Genomic DNA, 17,569 nt, shown 5'->3' with positions numbered 1-17,569 from the left:
GTCAAGACGCCTGACCGCCTCCAGCGCGATCGGGGAGACCGGTTTGCCCTTGCCTTCCCGGGCGGCTTTCTCGATGTCAGCCAGCTCGAAGAATCCCCGCCGCGCATGGGCCAGGCAAAATGCCGGCGTGATCGGCATTGCTTTCCTTTTTGGATCGAACAACGGCTCGAAGCCGCCATAGCAATCCGCCTGCAGAATGCCGGCGAAGGCGGCCAGATGCCTCTGAGGATGTTCGCCCCGTCGGTTGCCCGAGGCATAATAGACCGCCGCCGGCGGCGCAGGCCCGGCGAACGGCCGGTCATCCCGCACATACGTCCAGATCCGGCCGGTCGTGCATTTGCCCTTCGCCAGGATCCGGATGGTGGGGTGAGTAGGCCGGAGGGATTTCACCTCCAGCCTCTCGCAGAACCGGGCGTGAGACTCTCGCCTCACCCGGCTCCCATCAGGCAATCTTGCCGCCATCGCCGAGTTGCCAATGCACAAAGAGCCTGCGGTTCTCACGCGCGATCTTCTCCAGGAAGAGACGCGCGCGTCCTAAACGGTGATGGAAGCGCTTGTACTTTCGCTTCAACCAAATACCTAACGTCTGGTTGATGTAGCGCGCCAGCGGATAAAGCGCTGAGCGGGTGTATTGCCCATAATAAGCGATCCACCCCCTAACCATCGGGTTTAGCTCGCGAGCAATATCGTCCAGCGTCACCTCGGCTCGCCTGCGAAGTTTCAAGCCTCGGACCTTCGCCCGCATGGCGTTCAGCGCTGGTTTGCTGACCGCCGGGGTGAACCCACAGAACATCTTCTGCGAATGCGGCCCCAGGACCGATCGTGGCCGGAAGCAATAACCGAGAAAGTCAAACATGACCGTCTCGCTTTTACCTCGGCGTCGATCATCCTTGCAGTAGACGATCCTCGTCTTCGTAGGATGCAATTCCAGATGGCACTCCGCCAGCCGAGCCTGGAGCGCTTCGCGAACGCTTTGCGCCTCCATCTCATTCCGATAATGTACCAACCCGTCATCCGCATACCGACACCACCTGAGATCGGGGAACGTCCGCGCCATCCAGAGATCAAATGCATAGTGCATGAAGAGGTTGGCGAGGATCGGGCTCACCACGCCCCCTTGTGGGGTGCCGCGGCTTCGCTCGATTATCGTTCCATCCTCTTGCACCATCGGCGCTGTCAGCCATCGTTCGATGTAGAGCAGCGCCCATGCGCACGTCACATGTTTCCGGACGGCCCGTAGCAACAACTCGTGGTCGATATTGTCGAACAATCCTTTGATGTCGAACTCTAGAAACCAATCATACTTCCAGCACCGCTGTCGCGTGACGCCTACGGCATCGAGAGCCGATTTTCCGGGTCTGTAGCCATAGGAATCCGCCAGAAAGATTGCGTCAAGAGCCGGCTCAATCAGTTGTTTAACAACTGTCTGTGCCACGCGGTCCGCCACGGTGGGCACCCCGAGGATCCTCTGGCCTCCACTCTTCTTTGGAATGGAGACAGCCCGAACAGGCGGCGGGAAGTAAGCGCCTGAACTCATTCGATTCCAAATCTTGTAGAGATTTCCCTTCAAGTCGGACTCGAACTGCTCAATCGTCACTCCGTCGACACCGGCTGCGCCACCATTGGATCGCACCTGCAGATATGCTTCGTACACCTCTCTCTTGTCGATGTTGAACGGCTTGCTCGGCTGGTTCATCGACGTCCTCCTGTTGCCAGTTGCGACGATGGCCAGCCCACCTGATCCGATCCCTTCGCTCCGGCCCCATTACGAGCCTTCGTCGCTAATACGGATCGGTCCGTCCCAGTGCTCCGCGTCGGTAATCTCGCCTCGCGGTCTTCTCCGCTTGTGCTTCTCCCTTTCCATCGGAGCGACTGGTTCCTGCAGTTCCGCGGCAGCGCCTGCATCCGATTCACGCCCCCTCAACGCCGGTCGCCGCCCGCCCGGTCATCAGGCTCCCGGCGGGCTCATCCCAGAGGGACGACACACCTCTGGTTTTGACGACGATTTCCACGTTACGACGGTTCATCGGCGGGTTCATTTTCATTCGTCTCTCGGACGCGTATCCGTTCGGGTCTCCCCCGACCGTTAGCTTCAACGCTCACGACCGCGCCTCTTAAGCGAAGCCGCTTGAAGTGATTTGAGACCTACTCCTGAAAGTCGATCCCGAGGGGCCTACCCTCATCGCTGCCACAGCTTGCGCGCACAGATTTTCAGATCATTTTGATCATCCTTTCTGTGTGCTTCTGCAGAACACTGTCATCGCCGTGCAGCCGCTCGGCGGCGAGGACATGGCGCTCAATCAGCTGGAACAACGGCATGACGGCGAAGGTTCCGTGGCCGACCTGGTCGGCCAGCGTCGACAGCGGCAGGTCGATCCGCTCAGCCTTGAAGCGCACGCTCTGGCGATTGAGCGGGATATGCATGCCGAACTTGTCGAACAGCATTGTCGCCAGCAATTGCGGACCGATGAAGCCGCGCGGCGTGGCATGGAACGGTGCCGGCGGCTGGCTTATCTTCTCGCAATCACGGCAGGTGAACTTCTCGCGTACCGTCTCGATGACCTTAAAGCGACGCGGAATCTCCTCCAGCGTCTTGGTCACATCCTCGCCTAGCTTCGCAAGGCGCGATCCACCGCAGCAGGCGCAGGTCGTTGGAGCCTCGATAACGACGCGCTCACGTTCGATGTCGTCCGGCCACGGCTTGCGCACCGGCCGCTTACGCGTGAAGGCGCTTACGCTCTGGGTTTTTGCGGCGGCAGCCTGCGCAGCCAGCTCATTCTCGGTCGCCGTGGTGGCGAGTTCTTCGAGCTCCAATTCCAACTGCTCGAGTAGCCGCGCCGTGCGCTCGGAGCGCAGCCCGTGCAGTTCGCGTTTGAGCTTCTCGATCCGTAGCTCAAGATGAGCGATCAGCACCTCGCTGTCCGACAGCTCCGCCCGCGCGTTGGCGGCATCCGCGACTGCCACATCGCGTTCAGCCTGCAACGCCTCGCGCTCGGCCAGCAGCGCAAGGTAGGCGCTCGCGAGATCCGACGGAAGATCGTCCGGCTTCGATGTCATGAAGCCATTGAATCAGATCAAGCCGCAGATTCAAACCAAAAACGGCTATCCGACACGCGTCGGACGATGAGTTTCTTGAGGGTTGCGCCAATCGATTCCGGACAACAGGTAGCTCATCTGAGCCGATGAGATCGTCACCGCTTCGCCCGCAACCGATGGCCAGACGAACCTTCCTCTCTCAAGTCTCTTAGTGAACAGGCATGCTCCCTGGCCATGGTGAGTCGGCCCCGGGAGTTGCACCCGGAGCCGCTCTCCGAACCGTACGTGACGCTCTCACGTCATACGGCTCTCAACAAGTAACGAAGCAGAACCTAACATCGTCCAATGAGCGAACAGCTTCGGCCTACGGCAGCGGATCAGCCTGAGCCTGGTGGAGGCCCTGACTTTTCCATTCTTCAGCCCTTTGTATTTGCGTCGCGCCCAGCGGTTTAGAGATTCGTCGACGTATCGATACAGGTTATGCATTTCTGACCGCCCATATCTGCCGTAGTACTGCATCCATCCACGAAGGACGGGGTTCAGTTCCAAGGCGATTGCGTCGATTTCCGTCTGCGAGCGAAGCCTGAGCCGGAGCTGCCGGATCGTCATCCGCATAGACTTCATTGCCGCCCTGCTGACCGCTGGCGAGAACGTACAGAAGTTTTCTTTCTTCTGATGGTTTCTTGCCCTGCGCGGTCGAAAGGTAAATCCCAGAAAGTCAAATGACTGACTGGCATGGCTACCCGGGCGATTGCTATCTTTGCAGTAGACGATCTTGGTCTTGTCGGGATGCATTTCGAGTTCGCATTCCCTGAACCTCGCCTGCAGCGCCGCCTTGATGGCTTCCGCTTCAGCCTTGGTTCGGCAATGTACGAGCCCGTCGTCCGCGTATCGACACCACGGTGACTGCGGGAAGTTTCGCGCCATCCATATATCGAACGCATAATGCAAGAACAAATTGGCAAGGACGGGACTGATCACGCCGCCTTGGGGTGTACCCCGGTCGCGAGCGGTGATCGCTCCGTCTTTGCCTTGCATCGGCGCTGTTAGCCAGCGTTCGATGTAGAGCAGAGCCCATTCGTCTTGCACATGCTTCCTGACGGCTTTCATAAGCAACTGGTGGCTGATATTGTCGAACAGGCCTTTGATGTCGAACTCCAGCACCCAGTCCATCTTCCAGCACCGTTGCCGGGTGATGCCGACGGCGTCCAGCGCGGCTTTTCCGGGCCGGTAGCCGTAGGAATCGGGAAGGAAGATTTTCTCGAGTACTTGTTCAATCTGAAGCTTGACGACCGTCTGCGCCACGCGATCTGCTACTGTCGGCACGCCTAGAATGCGTTGTCCGCCGTTCTTCTTGGGAATGGGGACAGCCCGAACGGCAGGTGGAAAGTAGCTGCCAGAAGACATTCGATTCCAGACCTTGTAAAGGTTGCCCTTGAAGTCCTTCTCAAAAGCTTCGAGCGATACCTTATCCACGCCGGCCGCGCCCGCATTGGCTTTGACCAGTTTGTAGGCCTTCATCACTGTCTGCTTGTCGATATCGTACTGCTTACGTCCGGTTACACTCACATGTCCTCCTGCTCATCACAGTTGCATATGGGCGCAACCCACTTGTTTCGGCCCCTTCGCTCCAGTTCCATTACAGCACCTTCATCACTACTACGAGCCGATCCGCCCCAGTGTTGTGCTTCGGTACTCTCGTCTCGCGGTGTGTGCCGCTTGAACTTCTCCCTTGGCATCACAACGACTGGTTCCTGCAGTTCTCTACAAGAGCCTGTATCCAGATCGCGTCCCCTAAACGCCGGTCGCCATCCGCGCAGTAATCCAGGCGTCTCACGGATTGATCTCAGGGATGGCACGCGCCCCTGATTTTGGCGACGCCTTAGTAATTTTCGACGCGTCATCGGAAGATTTGCTTTCGCTCGCCTTCTGGATACTTACCTGCCCCGTAAACCCGGGACTTTTGCAACACTTGCTGATGACCGCGCCTTTTAAACGAAGCCACAGTGTCGTGGTTTTGCACCTGCGCCTGGAACGCCGATGCAGGAGGGCCGTCCTCCATCTCTCATAAAGCTGTACGCATCAAATTCGGTTATTCACCTCCTTCATGCTCTGCAGCACACCGTGCCAGATCACCTTCACAAGATCGCTGCGGCGACCGCGGAAGACGAACAAATGACCGCTGAGCGGTTCTTTGCGCAGCACCTCCTGAACTTGGAGGGCCAGCGACAGGAAGCCTCTGCGCATATCCGTGTAGCCTGTCGCCAGCCACACTCGCACATTCCCTGGTACAGCAATCATCGGCGTCCAAGCACATCGAGGACCCGCGCCAGCGCCTCCGGATCGACGTGCGCATCCACCCGGATGCACCGTCGGTTGCCGAGATCGATCTCTATCAATCCAGTACGTGCGGCTGCCGCCGAGCGAACTCGGCCATCAACCGTAGGCAAAAGCTTCGCAGTTTCTTCAGCCGAGGCCGCTACGGCGGCGATCTGCACCGGCGTAAAAGATGGTGCAACTTGTTCCGATGTCCGTGCTTGTCGACGCCAGGTAAACACCAGGCTGGCCGCTACTCCGTTGCGCCGCGCGACTTCAGTTACCTTCGCGCCCGGTACTAGCGTCTCCTCGACAATCCGTGCCTTGTCGTCCTGCGACCAACGCCGCCGCCGCTCAAGCCCGCCCAAAACTTCGACCCGCATCGCCTGATGACCTTAAAGCTAGACTTAAGGTCACACGCTTCGCGAATTACCACCCGTCACGCAAGACGGTCCTCGTCGGAGGCGTACTTTCAAGTGGACGAGAATGTCGGCTCGCTTCGAACGCAGAATGGGGCCCAGCGCGCCTGTGAGCCCGTAGCGGGCGCGTCAAGTTGCTGAGGTCAAGTCAGCAAACTCCGCTGCTGGAGTTTTCCAAACAGCCGCTCAAATCTAGGGAGAAGTCAGCCGAACCGGTCTACGATTAGCGTCGGCCGTCAAAGCAATCTGGAACGCGCCACTTAAGGCGCGAGGTAGCGCAGAAGTTCCGGATTCGTGCGGATATCGGCTGCAGCGCCTTGTAGTGCGATACGGCCGCGATCAAGGACATAGGCCTTGCTCGCCACGCGCAACGCGAGATCGAGGTGCTGTTCGACGATGATGACCGCGATTTCCTTGGCGAGTTCAATGAGACGTTCGGTAATCTCTTCGATGACGCCGATCCAGACGCCCTCGGTCGGCTCATCCAGCAGCAGCAGCTTTGGGTTCCCCAGGAGGGCGCGCCCGATCGCTAACATCTTACGCTCGCCACCAGAAAGCGTACCAGCCGCCTGGTCCAGGCGGTGGCCGAGCTTGGGAAAGATCGCCAGGACCCGATCGATCGCCGAAGCGTCGGTGTTGAAGAGGGAGCCCATTGCAAGATTATCCCGCACTGAAAGGCGTGAGAACACTGAGTGCTCTTGCGGCACATAGCCGATGCCGGCGCGCACGCGTTGCTCGGTCTGGAGCCGATTGAAATCGTGGCCATCGAAGACTACCTCGCCTCTCCAGCTTGGTAGCTCGCCAACGATAGCTTTCATAAGCGTGGTCTTGCCTGCACCGTTGCGCCCAAGCACGGCGGTACCACCACGCCACGGAATGTCGAGGCTCAGGTCAAACAGCACCTGGCTGCGACCATAACCGGCGTCGAGATGTCTTATGTCGAGAAAGCGTTGTTCAAGCACGGCGCAAATAGATCTCCTGGACACTTTTGTCAGCCTGGATCTCAGCGACGCTTCCTGTCGCCAGCACACGGCCCTGGTCGAGGACGGTGAGGCGGTCGCAAATGTCGCGGATGAAATCGAGATCGTGCTCGACGATAACGAGGGAGCAGTGCTCCTTTATTGGTCGCAACAGTTCGCCAGTGACGCGACGCTCCTCCAGGCTCATGCCTCCGGTAGGCTCGTCCAGCAGCAGGAGCCGGGGTTTTCCCGCGAGCGCCATCGCAATCTCCAGCCATTGCTGCTGGCCATGGGATAGCGCTGCTGCTGCATCGAACGCACGATCGGCAAGACGAAACTGGGTGAGCATCATCATGACCTGGTCGTGCAGCTGTCTGCGGCTGCGCGAGAACACAAGATCAAAAAGAGAGCAGTGCCCCTGCAGGGCAAGGAGGATGTTGTCGTAGAGGGTGAGGGATGGCAGAACCGATGTGATTTGGAACTTCAGGCTCATGCCAGCGCGCGCGCGCTCGGTGGGGGTGAATGTGGTAATATCAGTGTTGATGAATCGGACTTTGCCTTGCGTCGGTACCTCCGCCCCCGCGATGCACTTCATCAGCGTGCTTTTCCCCGAGCCGTTCGGCCCGATCAACCCGTGGAACTCGTTCTCGCGGACGGTGAGCGCCGCACCGTCGACTGCCGTGAGCTTGCCGAAGATCTTTCGAATGCCTGCAGCTTCAAGAAGCGGCATGATGCTGCGCCCTCTTCTTGTCTTGCGCTTTGGCGGCGAAACTGCCTACCCGCTCGCGCTCCGTCAACACCAGGCTGATAAGCCCAAGCGGCCGAAAAAGGATTACCAGGAGCAGGAGCACGCCCAGGATGATCGGCCAGATATCGCGGTAATTGTCCGACAGCCAGAAGGAGAGACCTTCGACAATCGCCGTACCGATCACCGCACCGATCAGCGTGCCGGAACCGCCGAACAGAACGTAGAGCACGACTTGCGTGGAGACGACAACGCCAATCATATTGGGCCACACAAAACCCTCGTGGAAGGCATAGAGGCTGCCGCTCAGGCCTGCGATGGCGCCACCGATCGCGAACACTATGGCTTTTAGATGCTGTGTCCGGTAGCCGAAAAAGGCAATGCGTTGCTCGTTCTCGCGGAGGCCTGCGAGTGCAAGACCGAACTGCGAGCGCACCAGGAAACGGCATGCAACGTAGACGATGACAAGAAGCCCTAGTGCCAGATAGTAAAAGTTCGACCCTTCCGATAATTCGTAGGAGCCGAGCGTCATCGGCGGAATCGAGGGAATGCCGTTCTGGCCGCCGAGATAGTACCAGCCACGCGCGAGGCGATCCGCCGCATAGGCACCGGTGAGCGTACCGAGCGAAACGAAGATCATGCTGGCCGGATGCCGTCCGAGTAGGAGGAACCCACCAAGTAGCAGCGCGAATACGAGGCCAATCAGCGTGCCCGCCGGCAGTACCAAAAGGATTGAGGTGATATCGAGGTCGCGCGCAAGCAGCGCAACGCCGTAGCCTGCGGAGCCGAAGAAGAGGGCCTGCCCAAAGCTCATGATTCCGGCATAGCCCCAGACCAGATCGAACGAGAGAGCGAAGAGCGCCAGGATCACAACGCGAGTGGCAAACACCGTAAGATAGTCGTGAAGCATCACCGGAAGGACTAGTGCTCCAATCAGCACTAGTCCTTCGATGATGAGCAGGACACGTCGTGCACGACTGACCTGTCCTGCAAAGGCGATTTCAGCCATGTCAGCCGTCGCACAATTCACTTCTAGCGTGGGCACCGATGGCCTCTCTACCGCGCTTGTCGCTTTCACAGTGATTCGTCAACATTGCCCGGGATCGACAAGCCCATTGCTGCGTTGCACGACTTGAAAAACCCCGCTCTTGCACACGGCCGTGTACATGTTCATCTTACAGTGCCGCTTGCCCGGCACCATCTCGGCGGGGCCGCCCGGACCCTCCGCGATCTTTGCGTGATCGAGCGTCGCAGCAACCGACTCGCGATCGACCTTTCCGGCCTCTTTGACGGCAGCTTCCCAAAGTTTCAGCCCGCGATATGTACTGGGAGCGGCACTGCTCGCGGCAAATAGAGAATCGCCTGGATAGTCCTTATCATAGGCAGCCTGAATTCTGGCGGAGACCGGGTCATCTTTGGCGACGGCTTTGTAATAATCGAGACAACTCGCAAGCCCTTCCATCTCATTGACCGGATGGAGGCTGAGATAATTCTCGTCCTCGTTGACGGCAGCAAGCCGTCCGCCGTTCTTCAGATAGCCCGCTTCATAGAGCTGTTTGAACAAAGGACCGACGCCGGGTGGAATAACGGTGTTAAAGACGGTGTCGGCCTTGTTGGACATGATCGCGTGGACAGTGGCGGAGAAATCCACTTGGTCTAAAGGATAATACTCCTCGAACACGACCTCGCCGCCATTGGCTTCGATTAACTTGCGAGCATATGCATTCAGGTTACGCGGCCAAATGTAGTTGGAACCTGGAAGGGCAAATCTCTTGCCGCCGTTCTTGATCAGCCACGGGATAAATGTGTCGCATTGCTGCGCCGGTGTGGCGCCGCTGCAGAACAGGTATGGCGTGCATTCCCCCCCTTCATAAAATTGCGGATAGATATAGAGCGTCTTGCCCCGAGAAACGATCACATCCTTGATCGCATTGCGCATTGAGCTCGCGAGGCCGCCTAGGACCATGTCCACCTTGTCCCGCTGGATCAGCTTGCGCACGTTGCCTACAGCGACCGATTCATTGGAGGCGGTGTCTTCGATGTACAGCTCGATCGGCCGGCCCAAAAGACCACCTGAATTGTTGATCTCCTTGATGACCATTTTGGCGACGTTGGCATCCGCCTTTCCGGCAAAGCCGATCGGGCCGGTCAGATCGATCGCGATGCCGACCTTGATGGGACCTTCGGCCGCATTGGCCCAGTCGGGACGGATCACCCAGCTACTCGCTCCTGTGGCGATTGCACCGGCCGTGAAGGCAAAGTTCGAAAGGAAACGACGGCGTGTGAAATTGAGTCGATCAACAGCCATATGACTACACTCCCCCTTGCGCGATGAGGCCTTGCGGCCGACACTTGATGAAAACAATGGCAAGCAAGAAGACGAGCACATCGGCGAGGACCGGAGGGATAACCCAGGGCAGCGCCGCGCTGAGAGCGCCGATGATACCGGCTCCTGCCACTGGGCCCATAAAGGAGCCGACACCGCCAAGCATGACGGCGACAAATCCCTGGATCAGAAAGCGAATTCCGAGATCTGCAAACAGATCGAACACCGGCACGATAAGCGCCCCGGCGAGCCCGGCCAAAGCTGCGCCGAAGGCAAAGGTGGTGCCATAGATGAAATTCGTCGAAACCCCGGAGGCGCGCGCTAGCGCCGGATTTTCCAGGGTCGCCCGAACGCGCAAGCCGAAGCTTGTGCGGGACAGGAGCAGAAAGCAGCCCCCCATCACCAAAGCCGTGATCACGAGAATCGTAAAGCGCCAAGCTGAGATGTGTATCGTGGCGATATCTATGGATCCACCGATAGGCTCCGGAACCGTCAGATAAAACCCGCCAATTAGGCCCCGCACAGACTCCCGGATGATAAGACCGAGCGCATAGGTGCCGAGCATTGCAACGATCGGTGCGGCATAGAAGCGGCGGATGATGAGCGCTTCGAGTACGAAACCCAGCAATCCGACTAAGATCGGTGCCGCCGCCATACCGAGCCAAACCGGGAGACCATGACTATAGGCGAGATAAGTAATATAAGCGCCGAGCAGGACGAACTCACCCTGGGCAAAGTTGAAGATGCCCATCATGCTCGCGATGATTCCTAGCCCAAGCACGATCAACACGATAATCGCACCGAAGCTCAGGATCTCGAATGCCGCCATGAATGCACTAGTCATATGCCGCGATCCAGTCGCACTATCGTCTCGGCCTCACATCTTCTTCCAGTCGCCTATCTGTTCGAAGGCATGGGCGGCGCGGTAGATGGTGGATTCCTCGAAGTGGCGACCGACCAGCATTAGGCCCACTGGCAGGCCGTCGACCATTCCGCAGGGCAGCGACATAGCTGGATGATGCGTAATGTCGAATGGCGCGGTGTTGGTGAACATCTCAATCGCGCGCGTGAAGTAGTCCTCGCGACTGGCATTGGATGGCGGCAGCGGGGTTGCCTTCATCGGCGTCGTCGGCATGAGGAGGAGATCATAGCTCTCGAGAGCTTTGTCATATGCCGTAGCGAGGCGGCGGGAGATGTTGAGCGCCTTGCCGTAAAACCTGGACCCGAAGGTGTTGTTGATATAGGTCCCCCACAACATAAACAGCTTGTTAGTCTCGGACAATGAGTCCGCCTTCTGCCGCCACCCGCGATGGAAATCCATCAGGGAGGTTGGATAAAGATCGCCTCGGCTGAGACCATAGCCGTCACCGAACATCATGGTCTGGACAGCCCCCTCAGTTCCGATGGGGGTCCAGATCGCCGCGCCTAGAAGGTGCATCGGAATCGAGACGATCTCTACGGTCGCGCCGAGATCTTTGAAGCGCTTTGCGGCCTCACGCACGCTTTCGTTCACGGCAGCTTCTGCGGACGGCTGCTCGAAGCCCTCCTTGAGGATACCAATCTTCATCCCTTTGATGCCCGCACCCAAGGCCTTGGTGTATTCATCCACCTTCGGAGCCTTGATGCGCGAATCGTAGCCGTCGTCGCCGGCGATCACCTCGAGTAGCAGGGCGTTGTCGGCCACCGTTGCCGTAATCGGCCCGGTGTGGTCGATAAAGATCTCAATCGGCATTATTCCTGTATAGGGAACGAGACCCCAAGTCGGCTTCATACCGTACGTGCCGCAGAATGAGGATGGCATTCGGATCGAACCGCCCTGATCGCCGCCGATCGCAATGTCGACCTCGCGTAGTGCGACCACAACCCCGCTTCCGGAGGAAGAACCGCCGGCCGAATAGCCCATCTTGTGTGGATTGTGGACCGGGCCAGTCGCGTTGGTGTGGCTGCCGCCAGAGAGACAGAAGGCTTCGCAGTGAACCTTGCCCACAATTTCGGCGCCAGCATCAAGCATGCGTGTAACGATGGTGGCGTCAAAATCGGGTACGTAGCCTTCGAGGGTGGCCGAGCCATTCATCATAGGCACTCCGGCCAACATAATGTTGTCCTTCAAGGCAACGGTCTTGCCTTTCAGTTTTCCGCTGCCGGCGCCTTTGATGTTGGTTTTGCGGTACCAAGCATTGCGAGTGTTTTCGTCTGGCGATGGCCGATAGCCGGGCGTCCGCGGATATTTGACCACGGGCAACTCGTCGGGCATCGCGGCAACGAGATTGTATGCGTCCAGCGAGCCCCGCATCAAACCGCGGAACGAGGCGACATCTTCGTCGGTCAACGAAAGACCACACTGCTTGGCAACTTCGAGAAGCTGGGTGGGAGTCGGAAGGGAAACTGACACGCGGCTCTCCTGAAAGGTTGATCCCGTCATTGGGACACGCGGCGTTCTTCTGTCGTGGCCGCTTATCAGATTAGCCGTAGGTAAAGCGCAGCAGGGCGCTCGGCCCCAGAAGGTGCGCAACGCAAGTTGGGTAATATTGGGTAAAACGACGCTGAATGCGTCTGCCAGTGCAGGCGTTTCGCCGATCTGTCCTGCCTCGCCGGCTTGTCTTTGAGCCCTTAGGTCTTTTTGACGGGCTGGTAAGGCGACAAGTGAACCGGTCTCGTCACCTTAGAGTTGAAATATGGCACGGATCTGACAATGCAGCGGATTACATCAGAGGCCTAAGCATTTCAAAGTAACAACCAGCCAATTTCGGCGATCACGCGCTTCCCCTAACTGGCGCGAACTGCCGCGCGCCAAGCTCACGATCGTACGCGCATTCGCCACCACCTTAATCCACCTAAAGGGGGGTGGTAGATGAATGATGGTGTAAAATCTTCCAGGAGGCATCATGACGGCGCAGCACAAACGTAAATCGGGCGGGTGTCGCCACTTGCAGATCATGCCGCGTTTCAGAAAAGACATAATTTCCGACGGCCATAACAATGTCAGCCGCCAAGCTGACGCAATGACATACGTCAAATTTTACCCTTGCGGTGCCATGGAAGTAGGTGCGTATTTCTGCGACACCGATGTAGAGCGTGGAACTAGACGTACCGTGAAGCAAGGCATCATCTGCGTATAACGCAACAAGATACTCCGGCTTGCCAGAGTTGAACGCTCGCGCCCAAGCTTCCAAGAAGGCACGCACATCCAGCACAACTTTGTCGTTGTTCACGATGAACGCCTCTTCAGCGGAGAAATGGCGACCGGAAGCGATAAGAGTGGGTTGGCCTTACCATCTGATATAAGGAAACCTCTTGCATATGCACTGCATTTTTGATCCGTTCGTTCATGCTTCCGACTGCGCGCTCATCCACGATCTTGTTGAGGTCGCTGCTTGTCAGCGGAGCGCAACGTTTTTTGCAAGCTCGCCTCCTCTATGCAGCTTGTCGGTCATTATGTTCTCATTGCGAGCCAGCAGTACCTTCGCCACCCCGTCCGGGTCCACACCAAATTGGTGATGGGGCCGCAAAAGAATTGGCGCGAACTCAACAAGTACGGACCGAGTTCAGAAGTGTTCGCAGAGGATCAGGGGCAGCGACGTGAAGTCGCTGCTTCGAGCCCTTGATCGCCGCGTATACGACGCAGCCCTGATACACCGGCTTATCTTCCCTCAGCTCGCCGCCAGGTGCTGGGACTGGTGCCAGTGCTGCGCTTAAATTCACGGCTGAAGTGATAGACGTCACAAAAACCGCAGCGTTCGGCGATTGCGCCGAGCCCAGCGTCACTTTCCAAGAGCAGCTTTTGCGCCATCATGATCCGCTCTCGAATCAACAAGCGCCTTGGGCTGATCTGCAGATGCCCTTGAAATAGCCGCCGCGTCTGTGCGGCGCTGAGGCCAGTGACCGAGGCGAGTTCATCGGCGTGCCAGGATCGCTCCGGGGACTGCCGCATCTTTAAAATGATGGCTCGCAATGGGGCCGGGAGACGGGATTCACCGTGCTTCGAGGAAGGTGCTGCGATGAGGTGAAGCAGTTCCGCCACGAGGCAGTTAAGTGCCAAATCGACGTTATCATCCCTGGCGCGCAAGACATCAAATAGTCTTGCGAACCACCGTTCGATCTCGTTCGGCACTGATATCGTTGCTAGCGTTGCTCCGGTGCCGAACACCTTTCGCCGAATGGCCGCACAGTCGGGCCCGTCGATCCGCACCCACAGAACAGTCCAGGGATCATTTTCATCCGGCCAGTGCGCATGCGACGTTTCGTTGGCAATCCAGATCAACTGACCGCGCTCAACAGTCGATGTCCTGCCTTCGCTGACTACAAAGCCGCGCCCAGCGGAGCAGTATAGAATGTCCTGGCCCGGATAATTGTCTCGAGCGATGTGATGATCACGTGCGGTGATGGCCTTGCCCGCCCTAAGTACCGTAAAGGCGCATCGGGTCCAGGCAGCATCAGGGAGGACGTACTGATGGCTCTCAGGAAAAAGTGTGCGCTGCGGCAAGCCGGCCATGCGCGTTTTATATAAATTGAAGCGTGCTTTGTCCATTCCCGCTGGGGCTTTCTGCATCTAGGCTCGATGTCAATGACTAACAAATGAGCTCGTGATCAGGCTCCCGGATGCACGTTTTGTATCCATAGAGATCGCTGAGGGAGCTCAGGGAGGACCGGTGCCGATGCTCACGGCCCACGAAACTGCGCCACCGCGCGCAGGGCCCTTGTGGCGACGTGGTGGAGGCATTCCACGCCACGCCTTGATCTCAGGCACTTTCAGGGGAGGAATTGATGAGTAAACCGAGAATTACCGTCGTCGGCAGCTTCGCCGTAGGACTGACCATTCGCGCTCCGAACATCCCGGTCTTCGGGGTCACGATGTTAGGCAGCAGTTTCGATATGGGCCCGGGCGGAAAAGGTTCGAATCAGGCTGTTGCCACTGCGCGGCTCGGGGCGGACTCGTCGCTGGTTGCGATCATCGGCAAAGACCAATTCGCAGATATTGGCATTGATCTGTACAAGGCCGAGGGCGTCGATACGGCGCATGTCAAGCAGATCACCGAGAAGCCGACGGCGGTTGGCTTCATCATCCTCAATGAGCGAGGCGAGAACTTCATTATCATGGATTATGGCGCCACAAACGCCATGGATCCGGCTTTTGTCGATCGCGCCGAGAGCCGCATTCGCGAGAGCGACCTCGTCATGGCGGTCCTGGAGCCGCCGGTCGAGGTGGCTATGCGGGCGATGGAGCTCGGTCGCAAATACGGTAAGAAAACCATTCTCAATCCGGCGCCGGCCGCACCGCTGCCGGATGAAATCTTCCCGTTGGTCGATTTCCTGACGCCGAATGAAAGCGAACTTCGCATCCTGCTCGGTCTGCGCCCGGATGATCCGCGGCCCTCGCGCGAGCTGGTCGATCTGTTGCGCAAGCGCGGGGCCGCCAACGTGATCGTGACGCTTGGCGACCGTGGTGTACTGATCGTCACCGACAAGGTCGATACCACCATTCCGGCTGCAGTGGTCGACGTAGTGGACACGACGGGTGCTGGCGACGCGTTCAATTCCGGCTTCGCCGTGGCTCTGGCGGAAGGGCGGGATGTGATCGAGGCCGCGCGCTTCGGGGTGTGCTGCGGTGCCCTGGTCTGCACAAAGCTAGGGGTCATTCCCGGCATGGCGAGGCGCGCCGCAGCAGACGAGATGTATCGCACAATGCGCGCCTCGGCTGCAGAATGAGAGAGCAACAAGAAATCAATGCGCCTTGGGCGCGAACAGTGAGAACTGGAACGATATGCCGCGGATTTACGATTGGGCGGCGCGCGAGGCCGAGCGCACGGTGACGGTGGCCGACCTGCGCGCTTCCCGAAAGTCGGGCAAGCGCTACACTCAGGTCACTGCCGAGACCGCCGAGGAGGCAGCGGCCGCGGAGCAGGCCGGCATTGAAATGCTGGTGACCCGCGCCCGCAACGTGGAAGCCGTACGGAGGGGCTCAAAGCACCTCTTCGTCACCGCCGCGTTGGGCTTTGCCGATGCTGTAACACAGGACGACATCCTTCGTACCGCCTTGAAGGCGCTAAGCGACGGGGCCGATGCGGTGATCACCGCACGCGGCATGGCGACCGTCTCAATGCTCGCGGCCGAGGATATTCCGGTTGTCGGTCACTTGGGCCTCGTTCCCAGAAAATCGACCTGGCTCGGAAGGCTTCGCGCCTTCGGCAAATATGCGGAGGAAGCCTTGGCACTCTTCCAGCGCTTCCGACGTCTAGAAGAAGCCGGCGCTTTTGCGGTGGAATGCGAGGTCATCCCAGCCCGGGTCATGTCGGAAATTCGCCGGCGGATCGGACTGGTGACCGTCTCGCTCGGCTCCGGACCGGATGCTGACGTGATCTTTCTATTCACCGAGGACATATGCGGTGGCGAAGGCCGGCGGCCCCGGCACGCTCGGGTCTATGGAGATCTTCAGGCCCTGCAGGAGCGCATCAAACAGGAGCGCGTGAAAGCTCTCAGCGCATTCCGTGCTGACGTCACCGCAAATGGCTTTCCAGGCCCGCAGGAAATATCGGACATCGCCGACGATGAATATGCGGCCTTCGTGTCGAGACTAAAAGACTCGGGCTTTGGCGATTGATCTAAAGCTCTTGCGACGGCGACGAGAGCTGATCTCAATCAGCCGGCGAAGGATCTAACACACGAGCTGTCTGCCTTGAAGCGGCAATGGAGTGCAATATGGACGAAGCATTGTACGGCACGCGCGATAAGCGGGGCAATTGGGTACCAAAGAAGAAGCCCGAACGTGCGCCGATTTTTGTCTGGCCGGTGCAACCGCTGAAAATACTGCGCTGGTTACCGGGCTATCTCCTGCCCTGGAATACGGTCTATTTCCTGATCTCTCTTGTATCGTGGACTTATCTCACTCCATCGCTCGATACGATGCGAGAACTCCACGCCGACTGGATACTGCTCATTCTGCTTCGTAACACCGCTTTGACTCTCCTCCTCTACGGCACCTTCCATTTCATTCTTTATATCGAGCGGCGTCAGCAGACGGCGTTTAAATACAATGCAAAGTGGCCGGATGCGCACAACCCGACCTTCATGTTCGGAAGTCAGACGGCCGAGAACATATTCTGGACCATGTGCAGCGCCGTGCCTGTATGGAGTGCATATGAGGCGCTCACCTGGTGGATGTACGCGAACGACCGCTTGCCTTACGTCGATTTCGCAGCGCATCCGCTATATTGTGCTGCACTCGTGCTGGTGATGCCGGCGTGGCGCGAACTGCACTTTTACCTCATTCACCGCCTCATCCATATTGGGCCGCTGTACCATCTCATCCACAAGGTCCACCACAAGAACGTCAATCCGGGGCCGTGGTCCGGCCTCTCGGCGTCGACACTGGAACACATCGCTTACTTCTCAGGGGTATTGATTCATTTCGTTCTTCCGTCCCATCCGCTGCACGCAATGTTTCAGCTGATGCACGCGGGACTGTCCCCCGCAAAGTCACATACCGGTTTCGACCGCGTGGTCGTGGATGATGCGAAGGCGATCAGCACCGACAACTTCTACCATTACCTGCACCACAAGTATTTCGAGGTGAACTACGGTGAACGCCGCATCCCGCTCGACGAGTGGTTCGGCACGGCTCACGACGGCTCTCCAGAGGCCGACGAGAGAATGTATAAGCGCATAAAGGCCAAGAAGTGGGTGCGCGGCGGTTAGCGCCGAAGCGGGGAGGCTCCGAAGGCCTGTCACGTTGAGGCAGCCCTTGCGCCGCAACGGTACTGGCGCACGCTGC

General features: G+C 58.4%; 17 protein-coding genes and 2 pseudogenes. 3 read left to right on the top strand and 16 right to left on the bottom strand.

The window, feature by feature from the left end; all coding sequences use genetic code 11:
* The 16 genes and pseudogenes from RPS27_RS09770 to RPS27_RS09695 all read right to left on the bottom strand — a co-directional run.
* Window positions 1–366, bottom strand: a pseudogene (locus RPS27_RS09770) (transposase); the annotation flags it as partial.
* A gap of 76 nt (window positions 367–442) precedes the next feature.
* Window positions 443–1,696, bottom strand: coding sequence for a group II intron reverse transcriptase/maturase (gene ltrA / locus RPS27_RS09765; protein ID WP_128955096.1), 1,254 nt, complete (start codon window positions 1,694–1,696; stop codon window positions 443–445).
* Between the two features lie 214 nt (window positions 1,697–1,910).
* Window positions 1,911–2,045 (bottom strand): hypothetical protein, encoded by a 135-nt coding sequence (locus tag RPS27_RS09760; protein ID WP_256436599.1) that lies wholly within the window; start codon window positions 2,043–2,045, stop codon window positions 1,911–1,913.
* A 202-nt stretch (window positions 2,046–2,247) separates the two neighbouring features.
* Window positions 2,248–3,057: pseudogene (locus RPS27_RS09755) on the bottom strand (IS66 family transposase zinc-finger binding domain-containing protein); the annotation flags it as partial.
* A 45-nt stretch (window positions 3,058–3,102) separates the two neighbouring features.
* On the bottom strand, window positions 3,103–3,297 hold the full coding sequence (gene tnpB, locus RPS27_RS09750) for an IS66 family insertion sequence element accessory protein TnpB (RefSeq protein ID WP_128929738.1): 195 nt from the start codon (window positions 3,295–3,297) through the stop codon (window positions 3,103–3,105).
* A gap of 33 nt (window positions 3,298–3,330) precedes the next feature.
* On the bottom strand, window positions 3,331–4,557 hold the full coding sequence (ltrA, locus tag RPS27_RS09745; RefSeq protein ID WP_128929739.1) for a group II intron reverse transcriptase/maturase: 1,227 nt from the start codon (window positions 4,555–4,557) through the stop codon (window positions 3,331–3,333).
* A 561-nt stretch (window positions 4,558–5,118) separates the two neighbouring features.
* A complete protein-coding gene (tnpB, locus tag RPS27_RS09740) occupies window positions 5,119–5,310 on the bottom strand; it encodes an IS66 family insertion sequence element accessory protein TnpB (RefSeq protein WP_206733208.1) in 192 nt (63 codons plus the stop codon).
* A 23-nt stretch (window positions 5,311–5,333) separates the two neighbouring features.
* Window positions 5,334–5,735 (bottom strand): IS66-like element accessory protein TnpA, encoded by a 402-nt coding sequence (gene tnpA, locus RPS27_RS09735; RefSeq protein ID WP_128929741.1) that lies wholly within the window; start codon window positions 5,733–5,735, stop codon window positions 5,334–5,336.
* 296 nt (window positions 5,736–6,031) lie between these two features.
* Window positions 6,032–6,733, bottom strand: coding sequence for an ABC transporter ATP-binding protein (locus RPS27_RS09730; protein ID WP_128929742.1), 702 nt, complete (start codon window positions 6,731–6,733; stop codon window positions 6,032–6,034).
* Window positions 6,726–7,460, bottom strand: coding sequence for an ABC transporter ATP-binding protein (locus RPS27_RS09725; protein ID WP_128929743.1), 735 nt, complete (start codon window positions 7,458–7,460; stop codon window positions 6,726–6,728). Before RPS27_RS09725 ends, RPS27_RS09730 begins: the two co-directional genes overlap by 8 nt.
* Complete coding sequence (locus tag RPS27_RS09720; RefSeq protein WP_128929744.1) at window positions 7,447–8,484, bottom strand: branched-chain amino acid ABC transporter permease; 1,038 nt, start codon at window positions 8,482–8,484, stop codon at window positions 7,447–7,449. The genes RPS27_RS09725 and RPS27_RS09720 overlap by 14 nt, the downstream gene beginning before the upstream one ends.
* A gap of 78 nt (window positions 8,485–8,562) precedes the next feature.
* Window positions 8,563–9,783 carry a substrate-binding protein gene (locus RPS27_RS09715; RefSeq protein WP_128929745.1) on the bottom strand — a complete coding sequence of 407 codons (1,221 nt, stop codon included), beginning with the start codon at window positions 9,781–9,783 and terminating at the stop codon, window positions 8,563–8,565.
* Window positions 9,784–9,787: 4 nt separating this feature from the next.
* A complete protein-coding gene (locus RPS27_RS09710; RefSeq protein WP_128929746.1) occupies window positions 9,788–10,645 on the bottom strand; it encodes a branched-chain amino acid ABC transporter permease in 858 nt (285 codons plus the stop codon).
* Between the two features lie 33 nt (window positions 10,646–10,678).
* Window positions 10,679–12,193: an amidase gene (locus RPS27_RS09705; protein WP_128929747.1), complete on the bottom strand. Its 1,515-nt coding sequence runs from the start codon at window positions 12,191–12,193 to the stop codon at window positions 10,679–10,681.
* Window positions 12,194–12,635: 442 nt separating this feature from the next.
* On the bottom strand, window positions 12,636–13,013 hold the full coding sequence (locus RPS27_RS09700; protein ID WP_128929748.1) for a nuclear transport factor 2 family protein: 378 nt from the start codon (window positions 13,011–13,013) through the stop codon (window positions 12,636–12,638).
* Between the two features lie 428 nt (window positions 13,014–13,441).
* Window positions 13,442–14,329 (bottom strand): AraC family transcriptional regulator, encoded by an 888-nt coding sequence (locus RPS27_RS09695; protein ID WP_237891805.1) that lies wholly within the window; start codon window positions 14,327–14,329, stop codon window positions 13,442–13,444.
* 236 nt (window positions 14,330–14,565) lie between these two features.
* Here RPS27_RS09695 and RPS27_RS09690 point away from each other — a divergent pair, with 236 nt between their 5' ends.
* The 3 genes from RPS27_RS09690 (at window position 14,566) to RPS27_RS09680 (ending at window position 17,493) form a co-directional block, all read left to right on the top strand.
* Window positions 14,566–15,507, top strand: coding sequence for a ribokinase (locus tag RPS27_RS09690; protein ID WP_128929749.1), 942 nt, complete (start codon window positions 14,566–14,568; stop codon window positions 15,505–15,507).
* Between the two features lie 25 nt (window positions 15,508–15,532).
* Window positions 15,533–16,399 carry a 3-methyl-2-oxobutanoate hydroxymethyltransferase gene (locus RPS27_RS09685; protein ID WP_232995600.1) on the top strand — a complete coding sequence of 289 codons (867 nt, stop codon included), beginning with the start codon at window positions 15,533–15,535 and terminating at the stop codon, window positions 16,397–16,399.
* A gap of 98 nt (window positions 16,400–16,497) precedes the next feature.
* Window positions 16,498–17,493 (top strand): sterol desaturase family protein, encoded by a 996-nt coding sequence (locus tag RPS27_RS09680; RefSeq protein WP_128929750.1) that lies wholly within the window; start codon window positions 16,498–16,500, stop codon window positions 17,491–17,493.
* The last annotated feature ends 76 nt before the right edge of the window (window positions 17,494–17,569 follow it).

Origin of the sequence: Bradyrhizobium sp. WYCCWR 12699 (genome assembly GCF_032144035.1) — a bacterium.
Lineage (GTDB): Bacteria > Pseudomonadota > Alphaproteobacteria > Rhizobiales > Xanthobacteraceae > Bradyrhizobium.
Note: the sequence above shows the minus strand (reverse complement) of the source record. Positions and strands in the feature narration are given on the sequence as shown.